The organism is Nonomuraea sp. SBT364, from assembly GCF_001083785.1.
Classification (GTDB): domain Bacteria; phylum Actinomycetota; class Actinomycetes; order Streptosporangiales; family Streptosporangiaceae; genus Nonomuraea.
Genome location: NZ_LAVL01000165.1, coordinates 1 through 17,870 on the forward strand (window position 1 = coordinate 1; position 17,870 = coordinate 17,870).

15 protein-coding genes are annotated in these 17,870 nt (G+C 73.3%); 11 read left to right on the forward strand and 4 right to left on the reverse strand.

Features of this window, described 5'->3' with window-relative positions; translation table 11 throughout:
• Positions 1–360: 360 nt before the first annotated feature.
• Both ADY59_RS53585 and ADY59_RS39540 read left to right on the forward strand, forming a co-directional pair.
• Positions 361–882: a hypothetical protein gene (locus tag ADY59_RS53585; RefSeq protein ID WP_049573982.1), complete on the forward strand. Its 522-nt coding sequence runs from the start codon at positions 361–363 to the stop codon at positions 880–882.
• Positions 883–1,275: 393 nt separating this feature from the next.
• Entirely contained in the window at positions 1,276–5,217 is a 3,942-nt protein-coding gene (locus tag ADY59_RS39540) for a hypothetical protein (protein WP_156326012.1), read from the forward strand.
• 38 nt (positions 5,218–5,255) lie between these two features.
• Here ADY59_RS39540 and ADY59_RS39545 read toward each other — a convergent pair whose 3' ends face one another.
• Complete coding sequence (locus tag ADY59_RS39545; RefSeq protein ID WP_049573987.1) at positions 5,256–5,525, reverse strand: hypothetical protein; 270 nt, start codon at positions 5,523–5,525, stop codon at positions 5,256–5,258.
• Positions 5,526–5,616: 91 nt separating this feature from the next.
• Here ADY59_RS39545 and ADY59_RS39550 point away from each other — a divergent pair, with 91 nt between their 5' ends.
• Positions 5,617–6,594, forward strand: coding sequence for an acetylxylan esterase (locus tag ADY59_RS39550; protein WP_049573990.1), 978 nt, complete (start codon positions 5,617–5,619; stop codon positions 6,592–6,594).
• A gap of 48 nt (positions 6,595–6,642) precedes the next feature.
• On the opposite strand, the gene ADY59_RS39555 is transcribed toward ADY59_RS39550, so the two are convergent.
• Positions 6,643–6,939, reverse strand: coding sequence for a Fe-S cluster assembly protein HesB (locus ADY59_RS39555; RefSeq protein ID WP_049573993.1), 297 nt, complete (start codon positions 6,937–6,939; stop codon positions 6,643–6,645).
• Positions 6,940–7,130: 191 nt separating this feature from the next.
• Here ADY59_RS39555 and ADY59_RS39560 point away from each other — a divergent pair, with 191 nt between their 5' ends.
• Complete coding sequence (locus ADY59_RS39560) at positions 7,131–7,697, forward strand: DUF4142 domain-containing protein (protein WP_049573995.1); 567 nt, start codon at positions 7,131–7,133, stop codon at positions 7,695–7,697.
• A gap of 131 nt (positions 7,698–7,828) precedes the next feature.
• Complete coding sequence (locus ADY59_RS39565) at positions 7,829–8,656, forward strand: PRC and DUF2382 domain-containing protein (RefSeq protein WP_049573998.1); 828 nt, start codon at positions 7,829–7,831, stop codon at positions 8,654–8,656.
• A 104-nt stretch (positions 8,657–8,760) separates the two neighbouring features.
• Here the strand turns inward: ADY59_RS39565 and ADY59_RS39570 are convergent, their stop codons facing one another.
• On the reverse strand, positions 8,761–10,386 hold the full coding sequence (locus tag ADY59_RS39570; protein ID WP_156326014.1) for an exo-alpha-sialidase: 1,626 nt from the start codon (positions 10,384–10,386) through the stop codon (positions 8,761–8,763).
• A 385-nt stretch (positions 10,387–10,771) separates the two neighbouring features.
• Between ADY59_RS39570 and ADY59_RS39575 the strand changes: the two genes are divergently transcribed.
• From ADY59_RS39575 to ADY59_RS39595, 5 genes are all read left to right on the forward strand, one after another.
• Positions 10,772–10,972 (forward strand): hypothetical protein, encoded by a 201-nt coding sequence (locus ADY59_RS39575; RefSeq protein ID WP_049574003.1) that lies wholly within the window; start codon positions 10,772–10,774, stop codon positions 10,970–10,972.
• An 83-nt stretch (positions 10,973–11,055) separates the two neighbouring features.
• Entirely contained in the window at positions 11,056–12,456 is a 1,401-nt protein-coding gene (locus ADY59_RS39580; RefSeq protein WP_082310747.1) for an FAD-binding oxidoreductase, read from the forward strand.
• Positions 12,457–12,538: 82 nt separating this feature from the next.
• Positions 12,539–14,191 (forward strand): MFS transporter, encoded by a 1,653-nt coding sequence (locus ADY59_RS39585; RefSeq protein WP_197094067.1) that lies wholly within the window; start codon positions 12,539–12,541, stop codon positions 14,189–14,191.
• A complete protein-coding gene (locus ADY59_RS39590; RefSeq protein ID WP_082310749.1) occupies positions 14,182–15,300 on the forward strand; it encodes an FAD-dependent monooxygenase in 1,119 nt (372 codons plus the stop codon). Before ADY59_RS39585 ends, ADY59_RS39590 begins: the two co-directional genes overlap by 10 nt.
• 98 nt (positions 15,301–15,398) lie before the next feature.
• On the forward strand, positions 15,399–16,421 hold the full coding sequence (locus ADY59_RS39595; protein WP_049574012.1) for a fatty acid desaturase family protein: 1,023 nt from the start codon (positions 15,399–15,401) through the stop codon (positions 16,419–16,421).
• On the opposite strand, the gene ADY59_RS39600 is transcribed toward ADY59_RS39595, so the two are convergent.
• Positions 16,413–16,703, reverse strand: a complete 291-nt coding sequence (locus ADY59_RS39600) for a hypothetical protein (RefSeq protein WP_049574014.1) — start codon at positions 16,701–16,703, stop codon at positions 16,413–16,415. The genes ADY59_RS39595 and ADY59_RS39600 overlap by 9 nt on opposite strands.
• Positions 16,704–16,760: 57 nt before the next feature.
• Between ADY59_RS39600 and ADY59_RS39605 the strand changes: the two genes are divergently transcribed.
• Positions 16,761–17,870: hypothetical protein (locus ADY59_RS39605; RefSeq protein WP_049574017.1), on the forward strand; the 1,110-nt coding region annotated here is incomplete at its 3' end.

Here is a 17,870-nt window from a genome sequence, read left to right on the forward strand (position 1 = left end):
GTCCCCGCCCCCGGCCCCGCCGCCGCCGGGGGCGGGGACGGCGGGCGCGAGCGGCAGGCTCAGGCCCAGCGCGAGAATCAAGACGTTGATCATACGCCACTAGTTTCCCGGATCGGTGCACGCGCACCCCGGCGAACTGCCTTTTTCCGTAAAGGCCCACGAGCCATTGTTATCCCGCTAAATCCGGACAAATTGAATTACGTTCAAAAGGTGCGCGTGAATGGCGATCCTTTGATCATCCATTGCTGTTCGACTGGATAACAGAGATCGGGGGCGAGGGTATATCTGCGGCTGTCGCGAGGCGTGCGAGTCGGCGCCCCGCGTCCAGGTCGATAAACCCATGAACGGAAACGATCGCCCATGAACACTGAGAGTCGAGCGCCGCGCGCGCTCAAGCGGGCAGCCACCCTGGCGCTCGCGACCGCTGCCGCCAGCGTCATGCTTCTCCCGGCGGCCCAGGCTGCCGGCGCGAGCACGGCTCAGGTGGCGAGCACCGCCGTCCAGGCGGGCGTTCTCGCCGGCGCGCACGAGAAGCCCCTCCTGGGCTGCCGGCACCGCCACTGCGGCCACCGCTGGTGGGGCGGCTGGCGTCACCGCTGCCACCGTCACCACCACCACTGCAGGCGTGGCCCGCAGGGTCCGGCGGGCCCCCGCGGCCCGCAGGGTCCGGCAGGTCCGCAGGGCCCCGAGGGTCCCCAGGGCCCTCCCGGAAAGATCATCCACAAGCCGTGGTGGCCGCACAAGCACCACGAGCCGGAGCCGTGGTGGGCGCACAACGACCGTGACCACGACTGGGACGACGACCGCCGCTGGTTCGGCGACCACGACCGTTTCGATCGCGACTACGGTCCCAGCCGTCACCGTGACCACGACGACGACTGATCCGCGGGCGCCCCGGCGCGCCCGTCCTGTTTGACAACGGATGCCGTACCCGCCTGGCGGGTACGGCATCCGTTCGTTCGGCGCCCGCCGCGCCCCGGCCATCGGCGGCACGGCCTGCTTCCTCGTGGCCCCCGGGACCACCGTCTTCCTGGGCCCACGGCTTCTCTCCCGCCGGGAGATGCTCTCGCCGGGGTCGCGGTGCTCGTCCTGGCGTCCGCGCGGTTCGTGGCCGAGGTGCCGGGCTGGTGGCCCCGGCTCCGCCCTTACCGTCAGTAGCCTGGAGCCCCACGCTTGACTACAAGTCAGGATATGTGGTCGTCTCGTCACTTCTGTTGGTGACGGGATGACTTCGGGGGGTTTTGCGCCATGCCGTGCCGGCACGCCGTGGGCCGCGTGCTCGCTTCCTTCTCCATGGCGATCACCGCCCTGGCGGCCACCCCGCACCCGGCGCCGGCCCAACCGGTCCCTCTCCGGGCGGCCGGGTCCCAGATGAAGCCCGTCCGGCAGGCCGTTCCGCCGGTGCCCACGCCGGACGGCGCGCAGGCGGACGTCAAGCTGGAGCCGTCGCCGGCGCTGGCCGAGCCCGGGGAAGCCCGCACGGGGCCGCGGGAGCCCGAGGTGACGACCCCGGCGGGCCCGGCGCTCGCCGACAGGATCGAGGCCGAGGCCCGCCGGAGCGCGCGCACCCCCGGCACGGAAGCGGCAGGCGACGGGCCCCCGTCGGCCCGCGACCTGCTGCCCGGCACCGCCGCCGCCGCGCCGCTGGCGCTGAAGGCCCCCGTCGCCGGGCTGTTCGGCCGGCTCGCCAAGCAGGTGCCCGGCCTGACGTACCGGCTCTGCGTCGAGAGCGAGCAGGTGCCCGTCTCGTGCTCGGGCCCGCAGCCGCTGGCCAAGCCGGTCGCCGCGGACGTCACCGGCGACGGCGCGCCCGACGTGGCGGCGTACCTGCTGCCGTCGGCCAAGCCGCAGGAGTCCGAGGTCGGACTGGGTTTCACCGTCAAGCGGCTGCCCGGAAAGCCGGCCGCCCGCGCCCGGGTGTGGGCGGAGTACGACGGGCGCGTCTCGGTCGGGTTCGACGGCCTGATGTCCGGCACCGACCGGGGCACGTTCACCGTCGGCCTGTCGGGCGGGAACGTGAAGGCGAGCGTGACCCGTACGGACCCGGGGGCGTCAGCCACGACGGTCGCGGGCCTGACCGGCCGGGCGATGGTGAGCCTGAGCCAGACGCCCGCCACCGACCGGCTCACCGTGGACGCGAGCCTCGCCTCGCCGCGCCTGGACGTGACCGCGTCGGCTCCCGCCCGCCTGGAGGCGCTCGCGATCACCGGCAGCCGCGTCACCCGCGCGGTGCTCGACCGCATGCCGAAGCGCGCCCGGGTGACGCTGAAGGACGGCGAGGCCACGTTCTCCGCGCCGGCCGGGATCGGCCGCGCCGAGCTGCACGACCACCACTACAGCGAGGGCCGGCTCGCCCGCGTGGCGAGCGTCGAGCTGCGCGACCTGCCGCCCGTCCTGACGGCCGGGTACGCGGCCGAGGGCGGCAAGCAGGTGCTGACCTTCGGCAGCCGGCGCGGCCGGGCCGGATCGGCCCGCGTCCTGTACTACGACCGGGCGGCGGGCCGCAGCGTGCTGCGCGCCGAGCTGACCGGACTGCCCGCCAGCCTGCGCCTGACCAACGACCCGGCGGCGCACCGGGTGCGGCAGTCGGCCAGTTCGCCCGTGGGCAGGTTCGAGGCCGTGCTGCAGCGCGGCGGGGGCGCGCTCGCCACCCCGCGCGGCGGCCACGTCACCATGATCAAGAACGGGGCCGCGTACGGCGTCTCGGCGCTGCTCACCAAGCTGTCGTCGTTCGACGTCACGTACGGGCCGCGTCCCCGGGCGCGGCTGGAGGCGGGCGGCGGGCGGTCGTTCACCGGCGCGGCGAGCGTCGACGGCGTGCACCGGGCCAGGCTGGAGCTGTCGAACACGCCCGAGAAGGTGGACGTCGCCCTCGACCCCACGGGCAAGGCCGTCTACCGGTCCGCCGGCACGATCGGTGAGGTGCGCGCCGCCTACGCGAACACGCGCTCCGGCCCCGCCGTCGACGTCACCGCGCGGGGCGTGCGCGGCGACGTCCGGGCCTCGTGGGAGCTGGGGGAGCGGTCGAGGGCCGCCGTCGCCGGATCGGCGCCGCTGCGGGAGATCCGGCTCCACGCCAGGAGCGGCGGCGCCGACCTGAGCGCCACGGTGACCGGCCCCGGGAAACGGGCCGAACTGGTCGCCGACACCGCCGCCAGGGCCCTGACCTGGACCGCCGGCGCGCCCGTCCGCTCGGTGGACGCGCTCGCCCGCGCCACCGTCGGCGGCCGGAAGGTACGGGCCGCCGCCCGGGTGACCGGCGTGCCCGCCCGCTTCGACGCCTCCTGGGACCCGCGCGGCTACCGCTTCCGCGGGCTGTCGGGGCCGGTGGGCTCGGCGGCGCTCGCGTTCACCAACCACGACGGCGCCAAGGTCCCGGCGGGGCCGCACCTGGCCGCCCATTACGACGAGGCGTCCGGCGACCTGGACGGCGCCGTGCGGGTCGAGGGGCTGCGCGCCGTCAGCTTCACGCCGTCGGACGGCGGGTTCGCCGCCGACGTCCGCGCCGCCCCGCAGACCCTCGCCCTGTCCGCCGACGTCACCCTCGGCGACGTGCGCGCCGGGCTGCTCGGCACCGCCGGGCCGGCGCCCGGACGGCTCGCGGTGTCGGTGTCGGGCGGGCAGGTCACGTACACGGGCACCCGGATGGACGTGCGCGCCCGCGCCTGGGCCGGCAAGGCCGGCGCGCTGCGTGACCTGAAGGCCGCGCCGGCGCTGCGGGACGGCATCTCGCTGGTCGACGGCGGCTGCCGGCCGGGCGGCCGGGAGTGCGCGCCGGGCGCGTTCTGCGCCGCCAACGGGTGCTTCGGCGTCCGGGCGCACCTGGACGTGCGCGGACTGCCGGAGAAGGTGACGGTGGATCTGGCCAGGAAGACGTTCACCTTCGACGGGTACCGGCCGGGCGGCCGGGGCCTCGGCCTCTACCTGGCGAGCACGGTCCTCGCGCCGGCGCCGGTCAAGGCCGCCGCGCGGCTCACCGGCCTGCCGTCGCGGATCACCCGCATGTCCGTGGGCCCCTTCGGGGTGACGGCCGCCGATCAGGGGAGCGTCGTCGAGGCCGCCTATCGCATCGAGCCCGCGGCCACGCTCGGCACCCTCGCCGTGCACGCCGAGGTGGGCGGCGTGCGGGGGCGGGTCGCCGTCGCGCCGGTGCCCGCCGCCGTGGCCGTGCACGGGACGTACGGGGCGAGGACCCGGATCCGGGTGATCAACTCCGCGCCTGTCAAGCGGCTCAGCGCCCAGGTGACGGTGCCGGGAGCCGGGAACGGGGAGTTGCGGTTCGCGGACGTGCCCGCCCGCTTCGGGGTGGACGCCGACGCCTCGGCCACGGGGCTGCGCGTCCCCGCCGTCACGTACAAGGCGGAAGGCGGGCTGTCCACGCTCGACGGGCACCTGCGGGTGGACGGCGGGCTCGCCGACCGCTCCGGGCGGCTGGGCGACGTGTCGCTCTCCGTCACCGACCTGGCCGCCGACACCACCGTCAGGCTCGGCCCCGACCTGTCGCTCGACCTGGTGTCCCGGCCGGTGCCCACCGGCCGGGTCGCGCTGCGCGCCGGGCTCACCGTCGACCCGGTCGCCCGCCAGCGGGTGCGGGCCGCCCAGGACGTCCCCTACACCGGCGGGTTCCTGTCCTACCAGGTCAACGGGGACTTCGCGCTCGGCCGCAGCTCCGTCGCCGACCTGTCGCTGGCCGTGCGGAAGGTGTCGCGGCTCAGGGTGCGGCCGGGGCGGGTCCCGTTCGGGCTGAAGGCGCCGCCCGCGCTCGGCTACCTGACGCCGGGCTTCGAGGGCGACTACGACCGGCTCACGCTGCGTGCCCGGGGCGTGGACCTGCGCCCCGACGTCACGCTGGGCGTCCGGCTCAGCCGGCACATCGGCGAGGACGTCTTCCGCGAGTCGGTGCGCCTCGGGGCGGCCACGTCACTCGCGCCGCGCCGCTACGACCAGCGCTTGCGCCGCATCTCCACCCGGCCCGAGATCGCGGCGGCCGGTGTCCGGCTCGCCTGCCTGACGGTCAGCGCCAAACCGGGCTTCGCCGCGCGCGGCAAGGGCGACGCCATCACGCTGCGCGGTGCCGACGGGCAGCAGATGGTCTCGTTCCTGGACCCGGGCGGCCAGACGCCGGACTACGCGGTCGACCTGCTGACCCACTTCATGTCCCCGTTCCCGGGCGCGGCCTGGAAGGTGGCGGCCCTCGCCGGCGGCTGCCGGGCGTAGGCGCCCGGCCGACGGGTTCACTCAGCCGACGGGTTCACTCAACCGACGGGGTCGCCCAGGCGGATGAGGCGGCGGCCGGCGCTCTCGATGAGCTCGCTCACCGTCCACACGCGCTCGGCCACCACCGTGCCGTCCATCGTCATGTAGCCGCCCACGCGCAGGATCGGGCGGCCGGTCTCGTCGCGCAGCAGCTCCGCGCGTGACTCGCAGTCGTCGCCGAAGCGCAGCAGCAGATCGTCGTACTCCACCGGCGCGTCCAGGATCATGCCGGGGGCCAGATGGGGGCCGGAGGTCTGGATGAGGTCCATCCGCCCGCACTACCCAGAAAGCCGGGGGATAGCGTTTACCAGGCTTCATAGGGTGAAATATCACTGACCCTCTACAGGCTGGAGTTTTGCAGTGCCTCTGTTCGACCTGCCGCTTGAGCAGCTCCGCGACTACCGCCCGGAACGTGACGAGCCCGCCGACTTCGACGACTTCTGGGCCCGCACGCTGGGGGAGGCGCGGGAGTTCGCCCTGGACGCCGCGTACACCCCCTACGACGCCCCCTACGCCCACGTGGACGTGTTCGACGTCTCGTTCGCCGGTTGGGGCGGGCACCGGATCAACGGCTGGTTCCTGGTGCCGCGCGGCGTGGACGGGCCGGTGCCCTGCGTCGTGCACTACATCGGCTACAGCGGCGGCCGCGGCTTCCCGCACGACCACCTGATGTGGCCGGCGGCCGGCTACGCGGTGTTCGTGATGGAGACCCGCGGCCACGGCGGCGCCAACTTCGCCAACCCGGGCTCCACCGGCGACCCGCACGGCAGCGCCAACCCCCAGGCGCCCGGCATGATGACGCGCGGGATCATGGACCCGGACGACTACTACTACCGGCGCGTGTTCACCGACGCCGTGCGGGCGGTCGACGCGGTGGCGGAGCACCCCGCGGTCGACGCCGGGCGGATCGTCGTCTCGGGCGGCAGCCAGGGCGGCGGCATCGCGCAGGCGACCGCCGCGCTGCACCCGGGCGTCAAGGCGGCGCTCATCGACGTGCCGTTCCTGACGCACTTCCGCCGGGCGGTCGAGATCACCGACCGTGACCCTTACCGGGAGATCGTGCGCTTCCTGTCGACCCGGCGCGAGGTCGCCGACCAGGTCTTCCGCACGCTGTCGTACTTCGACGGGATGAACTTCGCGGCCCGCGGCCGGGTGCCGGCGCTGTATTCGGTGGCGCTGATGGACCTGACCTGCCCGCCTTCGACGGTGTTCGCGAGCTACAACCACTGGCAGGGCGCCAAGGAGATCACCGTCTGGCCGTGGAACGACCACGAGGGCGGCAGCGGCTACCAGCGTGAGGAGCAGCTCCGCTACCTGCACAAGCTGCTCGCGGCCTGACACGCCTCCGGTCCGGTACGCGGCGCGTACCGGACCGGATCAGGCGGATCAGGCAGATCCGACCGGGCGGTCGGTGACCAGGAAGGACACGGCTCCCTGGTCGTCGGCTCCGGCGTCGAGAGACTTGTCCTCCAGCACCGTGGCCGCCACCGGATCGAGGTAGACGCGGGCGCCCTCGGCCTCCACCACCTCGTCGGCGGGCTCGGGAGCCGTGGCCAGGGACAGGGTCAGCGAGTTGGCGCTGTCGCCCTCGGACGAGATGCGGATGCCGCTCTGGGCCGGCTGGGGCGCCGTCGCCGTCAGGTCGCGGATGGCCTGCGCTGCGTTGGCTGTCAGGGTGAGCACCAGGGCTCCTCCTCGTTTTCGACGTACATGAGTTGGCTGCCCTTCCCCCCTCGGCGGGACCCAACCATCCACGGCCGAAATCTTTACGGTTCGGTGCGCGGCGTCCGGCGCGGCATGGCGCGGCCGCGAACGCGAACGGCTTATTACTGTTCGTGATCGACACTCACCGACAGTGACCTGGAGGACCGTTCATGCGTATCCGACATCTCTTCCTGCTGGTGGCCGCCGTCGCCGCCGCCTCGGGCTGTGCCGACGCGAGGACCTCGGCGGGGCTGGAGTCACCGGCCCCGTCGCCCACGGCGACCGGCACGGCCACCGCGGGGGAACTGTCCGACCAGGACCGGATCTGGATGAAGAAGATCCACCAGGGCAACCTGGCCGAGGTCCAGGCCGGCCGGCTCGCGGCGGACAAGGCCACCGCCGCCAAGGTCAAGGAGGTCGGTGAACTGCTGGTCGAGGACCACACGGCGCTCGACGAGAAGCTCACGGACGCCGCGGGCAAGCTGGGCGTCAAGCTGCCGACCACCGCCTCGGGCGCGCAGAAGAAGGCCGCCCAGGCTCTGGAGTCGGCCTCGCGCGCGGACTTCGACCAGGAGTTCCTCGCGGCCATGCGCAAGGAGCACAGCGAGGCCATCGCCGAGACCCAGACCGAGATCAAGAAGGGCTCCTCGTCCGGGGTGAAGGCGATGGCCGAGGACGCGTTGCCCCAGTTGCAGCACCACCTGGACATGATCAAGGAGGCGATGAAGACGGGCTGAATTCCGGGATCCGGCAAAACCTGCAGATAAGGCGTGCACTTGCGGATAAGCGGGGTATTTGTCCGATTTGAGCCACCTGTCGGCCATTCAACGGGCCGCGGGACGAACAATTCGGGGGAATCGTCGTGGCTATGCAAACAGAGATCCGCAGTCTGCTCGACTGCCATGTCATCGGCTCGGACGGCCAGCACATCGGCAAGGTGGGCCAGGTCTTCCTCAGCGACCGCACCGGCGAGCCGGAGTGGGTGACGGTGCGCACGGGCATGTTCGGCATGCGGCAGACCTTCGTGCCGCTGGCCGGCTCGCGCCGCTCGGGCGGGGAGATCCGCGCCCCCTTCGACAAGGAGACCATCAAGGGCGCGCCCAACGTCGACGTGGACGACCGCCTGACCCTGGAGGAGGAGGCGTCGCTCTACCGCTACTACGGCATGCAGCCGTCGAACATCCCGGCCCAGCGCAAGCCCGAGGGGCCCGCCGGCATGACCGCGGGCACCGGCAAGGCGATGCGCGAGGGCGAGCGCGAGGGGCAGCGCGGTCGCGAGCGCGACGGCGACATCGACATGACCCGCTCCGAGGAGCACATGCACGTCGGCAAGGAGCGCCGGGAGGCCGGCCACGTGCGGCTGCGCAAGTACGTCGAGAGCGAGGACGTCGAGCAGACCGTGCCGCTCGCGCACGACGAGGTCGTGATCGAGCGCGAGGCCGTCACCGACGCCGGCCCGATGGACGGGCGGATCGGCGAGGACGAGGAGGTCATCACCCTCTACGAGGAGCGCCCCGTCGTCGGCACCGAGACCACGCCGGTCGAGCGGGTGCACGTGCACAAGGAACGGGTCAGCCGTGAGGAGAAGGTGCGCGGCAAGGTGCGCAAGGAGCACCTCGACGTCGAGCAGGACCAGGACGGCAGGCCCCTGGACGAGGGCGCCCGCCGCGACCGCGACACGCGCGGCGACCGCTGAGAGGCGGCCCGGATGTGGCGGGAGCGCGCCGCGTTTCCCGCCATTTCCAATGAAGTTTGAATTTCAATCAAAAATTGTCATGTCAGAGATTGTCATGGCATTTGTCAGGGCTCCGCGTAAAGCTCGACTTCGTTGAGCATCGCGCAGGTCGCGCCGATCTCGGGATCGCAACCGGCGCTCTCGTCGGCGACGATTCTCACGTGCTTGCCCTCCACCGGCGGGTCGAAGGTCAGGTGGCGCATCGCGTAGTCCGTCCGGTCCGTGACGGTCGCCACCGGCTCTCCCCAGGAGACCCCGTCCGCCGACACGTACACGCGGGCCCCCGCCGGATGCCCCGGCCGCAGGCTGAGCGCGATCCGGGTGAACGACCGCGCCCGGTCGAAGCCCAGCGTGAGCGTGCCCGGCCCGCCGGCGGCCACGGCGCTCGACCAGTAGGCCGTGCTCCCGTCGAACGCGCCGCTCGCGCGCGTGCGCGGCCGTGACGCGCTCGACCAGGTCATCGTCGAGTCCACGGCCAGGGTGCCCGCCCGGTGCAGCGCCGCCAGGTCCAGCCTGCCCGGGGCCGGCTCGGGCAGGTCGATCGTCCGGTGCCGGATCCCGTACCAGCTCCCGTGCTCGAAGCGCCCGCGGGCCGGGCAGGCGGTCTCGTTGAGCCCGCCGCCGGGGCGCACGCCCGGCAGCTTGCAGTTGTCGAAGACCTGCAGCAGCCGGTACGGCCCGACCGCGGCGACGCCCGTGTAGCCGGACGTGCCGTGCGCGTCGTAGACGCCGTCGCGGTTGTGGTAGGTCACCAGCGGGTCCGCCCACGTCTCGCCGAGCCCGTCGCGCGACTGCGCCAGCCACACGTCCGGGCGGCCCGCGCTCAGCACCAGGGTGCCGCCCGGCATCAGCAGCAGGCGCGGCGCGACACCGCGGACCAGGCAGTTCTGGCCCTCGAAGGCCAGCTCACGTACCGGCGACCAGGTCACGCCGCCGTCGGACGAGCGGCTGGTGGCCAGCGTGGCGTACTGGCCGCCCTCGCGGCGCAGCACCGCCAGCAGGCTGCCGTCGGCCGTCTGCTCGATCGCCGCCTCGTTGTACACGTGCCCGCCGGCCGGCCGGGCGATGACGCCGCGCCTGGCGAACGTCAGGCCGCCGTCCGCGCTGGCGTACACCTCGGCCTGGTGCTCGCCGGTGTCGGTGTAGCGGGTGTAGACCGACACCAGGATCGTGCCGTCGGCGAGCTGGATCGGCAGCCCGTGCGCCACCCCGCCGCCGATCAGCTCGCCGGGGCTGCTGAACGTGGCCTCGGTACGCGTCCACGGCTGCCCGACCCCCGCCGAGGTGAAGACGGGCAGCCGGTTGGTGTGCTCGTCCTGCCTGGTCAGGTAGTACGCGGTGGCGAACAGCCGGCCGTCGTGCAGCTGGATCGGCGCCTCCCGCAACGGTGTGTCGGCCGGCGCGCCGAACGTCACGCCGCCGTCCACGGAGACGGCCTCGGCACTGGTGTACGCCATCACGGCGTCGACGTTCCTGGAGTACGTGACGAGCACCCGCTGTGTCGGCGACCCGTCGGTCCCGGCCGTGTCGATCGCCGAGGCGTTCGGGAACCCGGCGAAGTCCAGCCGCTCACGCGCGCCCGGTTCGGCCGACGCGGGGCGCGGACTGGGGTAGATCCATGCCGGATCGGTCAGTTTCGCATCCGGCACCCGGCAGTACGCGACCCCCGCGACCCCCCGTGCGGGCAGCACCGGCAGGAGGCAGGCCGCCGCGACCACCGCGACGGAACCCGCGAATCGGGGTCCCCCGCTGTAACCGCGGGGTCGCCTTTTCCCGGCCTCAGGGGACGTTCATCTTGCCTTAGCGCCATATGGCGGACTCTAGATCACGAATGGCCTGATGAGCCGCATTTACCTTACGAGTCCTGCCGAAACGGCGAACTGGCGCGGCTGGAGCGGCGGGCGTGCCGCCCTGCGACGGGCGAGAGGCGCGGCCCCGGAGGCGGGCGAGCGACCGGCTCCCGTCGTTAAGTGGCAGTTGACAGGAGGGGGGTAATTGGCAGGATCATGACTCACAGAATTAGTGGAAGTTTACAGAGGCACGGCTGACCGCACCCCCACGGTAGGAGCCCACGTCATGTCCCTCCACACCGACAACTACCGCCACCCCTACAGCGCCGACCCGCCGCGCCGGCCGCGTTTCGCCGTGCTGGAAGCCCCGGAGGAACTTCCTCCGGAGGAGCCCGACACCCAGGTGACCGAGCGTCTCCAGCAGATCCGGGAGATCTCCCACCGGGCCATCGGCTCCATCGACGACTTGCTCAAGCGCACCGCCTGATCGCGGGACCAGCGGGGGGATTCCGCCGGGGAAGCGCACCGGCGGGAACCACACGGGACGACAGCTCAGCAAAGAGGAGTGTCATGCAGGGTCAAACGCGACTGGCGTCGGCAGTTCGGGACGTCGGAGCTCACCGCTCGCGCGTCGTCGCGGGCGTCGCACGGCCGCAGAGCGTCACCGAGGTGCGCGCCGTGGTGCGCCGCGCCGCCGCCGACGGGCACCGCATCTACCCGATCAGCACAGGCCGCAACTGGGGGATGGGCTCGGACGTCCCCGCCACGGACGACAACGTCGTCGTCGACCTCAGCGGCCTCGACCGCATCCGCAGCCTGGACCTCGACAACGGCTTCGCCGTCGTCGAGCCCGCCGTCACCCAGGCCCAGCTCGCCGCCGAGCTGCGCGACACGCCGTGGCTGCTGAACGTCACCGCCTCATGCGCCGACACCTCCGTCCTCGGCAACGCGCTGGAGCGCGGCGACGGCTCCGTACGCTCCCGCGTCCAGGACGTGGCCGGGATCGAGGCCGTCATGCCCGACGGCAGCCTCGTCCACACCGGCGGGCTCGACACCTGGGGCCGCTACCGCGGCCGCGTCGCCGGCCCCGACCTGACCGGCGCGTTCGTCCAGAGCAACCTCGGCATCGTCACCGCCATGGCGATCACCCTGGTGCCCCGGCCGGCCAGCTTCGGCCTGGTGCACGCGCGCATCCCGCGCGACCAGATCGGCCGGGCCGTCGGCGCGATGGGAACGTTCCTGCGCCGCGGCCACCCCGCCGAAGGGCTCCTGCGGGTCCGCGACGTCGCGCTGGTGCCCAGCCGCGGCGGCTGGACCGCGCCGGCCGGGGTGGACCCCGAGCTGTTCACCATCGTCGGCCCGCTGCTCGGCAGCGGCGAGACCGTCCGCCTGGCCGAGGAACTGCTGCGCAAGGCGCTGCTGGAGGTCGAGGGCGCCGAGGAACTGCGCGTCCTGGACGCCACGGCCGTCATGCCCGAGGACCCGCTCTACCCGCGGGCGCTCATGGCGCAGGGCATCCCCACCTGCCGCGGCGTGCACAACGCGCTCGGCGTGTCGTCCTGCGACCAGATCGACACCGGCAAGATGGGCTTCCTCGCCCTGCTGCCGCAGCTTCCCATGGACGGCCGCTCGACCGACAACATCCTGCAGGTGCTGCGCGCCGCCGTGGAGTGCAACGGCACCGCCGCCATGCTGGAGTGGAACCTCATCAGCAGGAACCTCGCCAACGGCGTCATCCAGATCTTCTTCGACCGTGACGACGCCGACGCCGCCCGGCGCGCCCACCGGCTCCGCCAGGATGCCGGCGGCCTGCTGCGCGGCCACGGGTGCGCCATCTACCGCTCCGACATCGACAACTCGGCCGCCGACCTCTACGCGCAGAGCACCCCCGACACGCTCGGCATGCTGCGCAGGCTCAAGACCGCGATGGACCCGTACGGCCTGGTGTCGCCGGGACGCTACAGCGCTTGATCTCCCCAACCGCCGGCCGGCGCGCAGGGCCGGAACCCCGCGCCGGCGGCGGTCCACCATAGGCTCTCATGGAGGTGACCACGTGCCCTCGTCACCAGCGGCCGTCCAGGCGGGACACCCCGTCGTACGGCGCGGGACCCTGCTCCGGCTCGTAGGAGCAGGCGTCATGCTGGCGGTGATGGCCGACATCACGGCCACCACGATCGCCGTCGGCCTGATGCGCCACACCGACGCCGGCAACGGCATGCCGCTGAACGACCTGGTCTGGCTGACCAGCGCGGCCTTCGTCCCGATCGCGGCGCTGCTGGCGACCACCGGTCGCTGGGCCGACCTGTTCGGCAGGCGGCGCGTGCTGGTCATCGGCCTGCTGGTGTTCGTCGCCGGCGGGATCGCGACCCTCACCATGCCCTCGTGGCCGCTCGTGCTGGCCGCCCGCGCCGTCCAGGGCGCCGGCGCGGCCGCGATGATCCCCGCCAGCCTCGCCGTCCTGCTGGGCGAACTGCCCGAGCAGCAGCGGCGCGGCGCCATCGCGCTGTGGAGCTCCGCCTCCGGCCTCGGCTGCCTGCTCATGCAGGCGGGCGCCGGCTGGCTGGCGGGCGCCTTCGGCTGGCGCTCCCTGTTCGCGCCCGTCGTCGTCGTCGGCCTGCTGCTGCTGGTCGCCACCGCGTGGCTGCCGGCCGGCGCCGGTCGCACCTACGCCAAGAGCCGGCCCGACCTGATCGGCGCCTGCCTGATGGCCGCCTCGATCGCCGCGCTCGTGCTGGCCATCTCGAAGGTCACCGCCTGGGGCACCGACGCGGCGTGGCTCGCCTGCGGCGCCCTCGTCCTGCTCGCCGCCGCCCTCGCGCAGGCGCGCCGCCACCGCGTGCCCGCCATCGACCTGACGCTGTGGCGCCGGCCCGGGTTCGCCTGGGGCTGGCTGGCCACGTGGGGATTCGGCGTCCTGTCCTACGGGCTGCTCACCCTCCAGCCGCTCTACCTCATGCACGTGGGCTTCTCCATGATGGAGGTCGCCCTCTGGCTCACCCCGACCTCGATCGCCATGGTGATCACCGCCTGGCTCGGCGGCAAGATCGTCCGGAAGATCGGCCCGTACGGGCTCATCTACCTCGGCGCCACCGTCTCCGGCGGCGCCTGCGTGGTGGCGCTCGCGCAGACCGGGCCGACCCTGTGGGGACTGGCCGCCGCCGTCGCCGTCGGCGTCGGCGTCGGCGCGCTCGCGCCCGGCACCTCGATGGCCACCACCCTGGCCGCCCACCCGCACCAGTACGCCTCCGCGGTCGGCGCCGCCGTCATGTCGCGCATGGTCGGCGGAGCCGTGGGCGTCGCCACCGTCTCGGTCGTCGTCGACCACCCGTTCATGGCCGGGCCCATGGGCGGCCTCGCCAGCGCGCTCGCGCTGTGCGTCGCCGTCTCGGTGCTGATCGGCAGCCTGGCCCTGATCAAGATGCTCCGCATGCCGCACGCCACCGGCGAGGTCATGGTTCTGGTGCCGCGCCGCATGCTCCTGGAGCTCCGCAGCACGCTCGCCGCGGTCGCCGCCGAGGCCGACGCGCTGCTGCCCGCACAACCCGGAGAGCGCCCGGCAGCCGCGAACGGCCGAGCCCCCCATCCTGTTCCCGCTCCGCGGCGAGCCCAGGCCCATGCCATGAGGGCCACCCCCGGCTCGCCCACCCGCGCCCATGGGGGCACGCGTCTCGTTCGATCATCAGAAGGGCTCTCGTCATGGCAATGACATCCTGCGACGTAGCGATCGTCGGCGCCGGGCTCGGCGGCTGCTTCCTGGCACTGTTGCTGGGACGCGGCGGCAAGCACGTCGTCGTCGTGGAGCAGGGACCGTCGGTCCCGACGGCCGGCGCCGACTTCGTCAAGCGCCCCGGCATGCAGGTGCTCGCCCGCCACGGCCTGTCCGGCCTCGTGGAACGGCACGCGCTCAAACGCGACATCGTCCGCTACTACCACGACGGGCAGCCCATCCAGGAGTGCCGCTACCCCGACGGGTTCCTCATCCGGCCCTACCGGGAGCTGGTCGAGGTCATCTACTCCTGCTGCGCCATGGAGGGCGTCGAGTTCCTGTTCGACGCCCGCATCGACCGGCTGGACGGCGACGGCGACCGCATCGACCACCTCGTCCTCGCCGACGGCCGCGAGCTGCGGGCCGGCGTCGTCATCGGCGCCGACGGCACCCGCTCCGCCGTACGGCAGGCGCTCGGCGTCGAGCGCAAGACCAGCGCGTACCCGCACCTGCTGCGCGTCGCCACCGTGCCGCTGACGGCCAGCATCGCCCAGCTCAACCGGCTCTACTTCAGCTCCAGCGGCTGGTTCAGCTACCTGTACCCGGTCGACCACGACCAGGCCAGGGTGTTCGTCGGCCTGCCCGGGGACGCCGAGCCCAGCACGCCGGAGCTGCTCGACGGGCTCAGGACGTTCGTCACCGACAACGCCGACGCCTACGACGTGCTCGGCAACGCCGCCTGGCAGACGATCCCGATCTCCGCCATGCGGGTGCCCGCCTACCACCGGGGCAACGCCGCGCTGCTCGGCTCCGCCGCGTTCGCCTGCCACCCGATGACCGGCATGGGCATGAGCTACACGCTGCACGACGCCGAGATCCTCGCCGAGGCCATCATCGGCGCCGGCGGCGACACCGCCCTCCTGGAGCGGTCGCTGGAGACCGCGTACGAGCCGCGCAGGCGGGCGCACGGCGAGCTGATCGACTACGGCGACGCGCTGGCCGGGACCTACCATGACAAGGACGCCTACCTGCGGACATTCCGTCAGGACCTGCACGTGTTCGGCGACACCCCGCCGCTGAACGAGCAGTTCGTCACCCGCCTCGGCTGAGCCCCGCGCGCGCCCCTTGGTGGTAGGGCCTGCCCTACCACCAAGACGGGTGGCAGCGGCAGTCCGATCGCCGGGCCGGGCGACGATGCTTGACTGACATGACGATCGACCAAGCCCCGGCACGTCCGGCACGGCAGGGCAGCGACTTCGCCCAGTTGTCCCGCCGCATCGCCCAGGCAGGGCTCCTGGAGCGCAGGCCCGTCTACTACGCCGTCCGCATGACCGTCGTGGCGGGCCTGTTCGCCGGCGGCTGGACCGCGTTCGCCCTCGTCGGGGACTCCTGGTGGCAGCTCCTCGTCGCCGTCTTCCTGGCCGTGGTCTTCGCCCAGGTCGCGCTGCTCGCCCACGACCTGGCGCACGGCCAGGTGTTCCGCTCGCGCCGCCGCAGCCGCATCGCCGGGCTCGTCGCCGGCAACCTCGGCATCGGCCTCGGCTACGGCTGGTGGACCGACAAGCACACGCGCCACCACGCCAACCCCAACCACGAGGACCACGACCCCGACGTCGCGCCCGACGTGCTCGTCTGGTCCGTCAAGCAGGCCGAGAACAGCAGCGGGGTGGCGCGCTTCGTCGGCCGGTGGCAGGCGTTCCTGTTCTTCCCGCTGCTCACGCTCGAAGGCGTCAACCTGCACGTCTCCAGCCTGCGCTCGCTGCGCCGGCCCACGCTCAAGAACCGCGGCACCGAAGCCGCCCTGCTCATCGCCCACGACGTCGCCTACCTGGCCGCGATCTTCGCCGTCCTGCCGGTCGGCAAGGCCCTCGTCTTCCTCCTCGTCCACCAGGCGTGCTTCGGCGTCTACCTGGGCTGCACGTTCGCCCCCAACCACAAGGGCATGCCGGTGCTCACCGGCGACGACGAGCTCGACTTCCTGCGCAAGCAGGTGCTGACCTCACGCAACGTACGCGGCGGCCGGGTCGTCAACGTCGCGCTCGGCGGGCTCAACTACCAGATCGAGCACCACCTGTTCCCCAGCATGCCCGCGCCCAACCTGCGGCGGGCCCGGCCGATCGTGCGCGACTACTGCCGGTCCCTGGACGTCCCGTACGCCGAGGCCGGGCTGCTCGCCTCCTGGGGGCAGGCGCTGCGCCACCTGCACGAGGTCGGCCGCCCGCTACGGTGAGGAAAGCACCACCATCTCGGGGCGGTCACCGTCCTCCGACACCTCGAAGCCCGCGACCGACAGGACCGCGCGTAACGCCAGCCGGACCGCCACCCGGATGGTGTCACCACCCGCCCCGTCCCCGAGGGCGGGCAAGTCCCAGCGGATCACCACCCCGCGGCCGGGCTCGCGCCACACGCTGAGCCCGCCGTCCGCCGGGACCGGCGCGGGCTCCACGGTGAAGCCCGCGTCCATCAGCACCCGGCGGACCAGCCGTTCCAGGTCCGGGCCCGCGCCGCGCATCCCGTACGACTGCCCGGGGACGGCCGCGCCGAACCTGGCGGCGCTAGGCTCGGCGGGATGCTGATCGAGGAAGCCAGGCGGGTCGCGGGGGAGTGGGCGCGCACCGAAGGGGCGCGGCTGCCGGGGTTCGCCGGCGCGTTCCTCACCGGGTCCGCGCTGTGGGCGGAGCCCGGCACGGTCCTGCCCGCCTCCTCCGACGTCGACGTGATGGTGGTGCTCGACGACCCCGCCCGGTCCGCCGGTGGCGGCAAGTTCCGGCATCGGGGGGTGCTCCTGGAGGTGTCCTGCCTCCCGGCCGCCGCCGTCGGGAGCGCGCAGACGGTTCTCGGCGATTACCATCTGGCGGGGGCGTTCCACCGTCCCGGCGTGCTCGCCGACCCCACCGGGCGGCTCACCTCGCTCCAGCGCGAGGTCGCCCGCCGCTTCGCCGAGCGCCACTGGGTCCTGGCCCGCTGCGACCACGCGCTCGACCGCGTACGCGCCTTCCTCGCCGACGTGGCCGAGACAGGCGCCCCACCCGGCACCGAGCCCGCGGAGCCGCCCACCGCAGCCGCGGGCGTCGGGGAATCGGCCGGTTCCGGGTCGCCGGCCGGTTCGGAGGGCGTCGGGGAGCCGGCCGGGCGGGTCTCCGCGTGGCTCTTCGGGACCGGGGTGACCGCGCACGTCCTGCTCGTGGCCGGGCTGCGCAACCCGACGATCCGCCGCCGGTACGAGGCGGCCGGCGAGTTGCTGGCCGGGCGCGGCCTCTCCGGCTACCACGAGTACCTGCTCGACCTGCTGGGCTGCGCGGCCCTCACCCCGTCCAGGGCGCGCCACCACCTGGCCGCCCTGGAACGGGCCTTCGACCGCGCCGCACCCGTGCACGCCCCCGCGTACCGCTTCTCCTCGGACATCACCGAGGCGGCCCGCCCGATCGCCGTCGACGGCAGCCGCGACCTCATCGACCGCGGTCTCCACCGGGAAGCGGTCTTCTGGCTGGTCGCCACGTACGCCCGCTGCCTGGCCAAGCTGGCGGCGGCGGGCCAGGAGCCCGGCGCCGGCCTGCGCGACGGCTTCCACGAGCTCCTCACCGACCTCGGCGCCGGGACCGACCGCGACCGCCGCCACCGCGCCACCCGAGTCCTCACCGCCCTCCCGGACCTCCGCCGAACCGCCGAATCCCTGGCC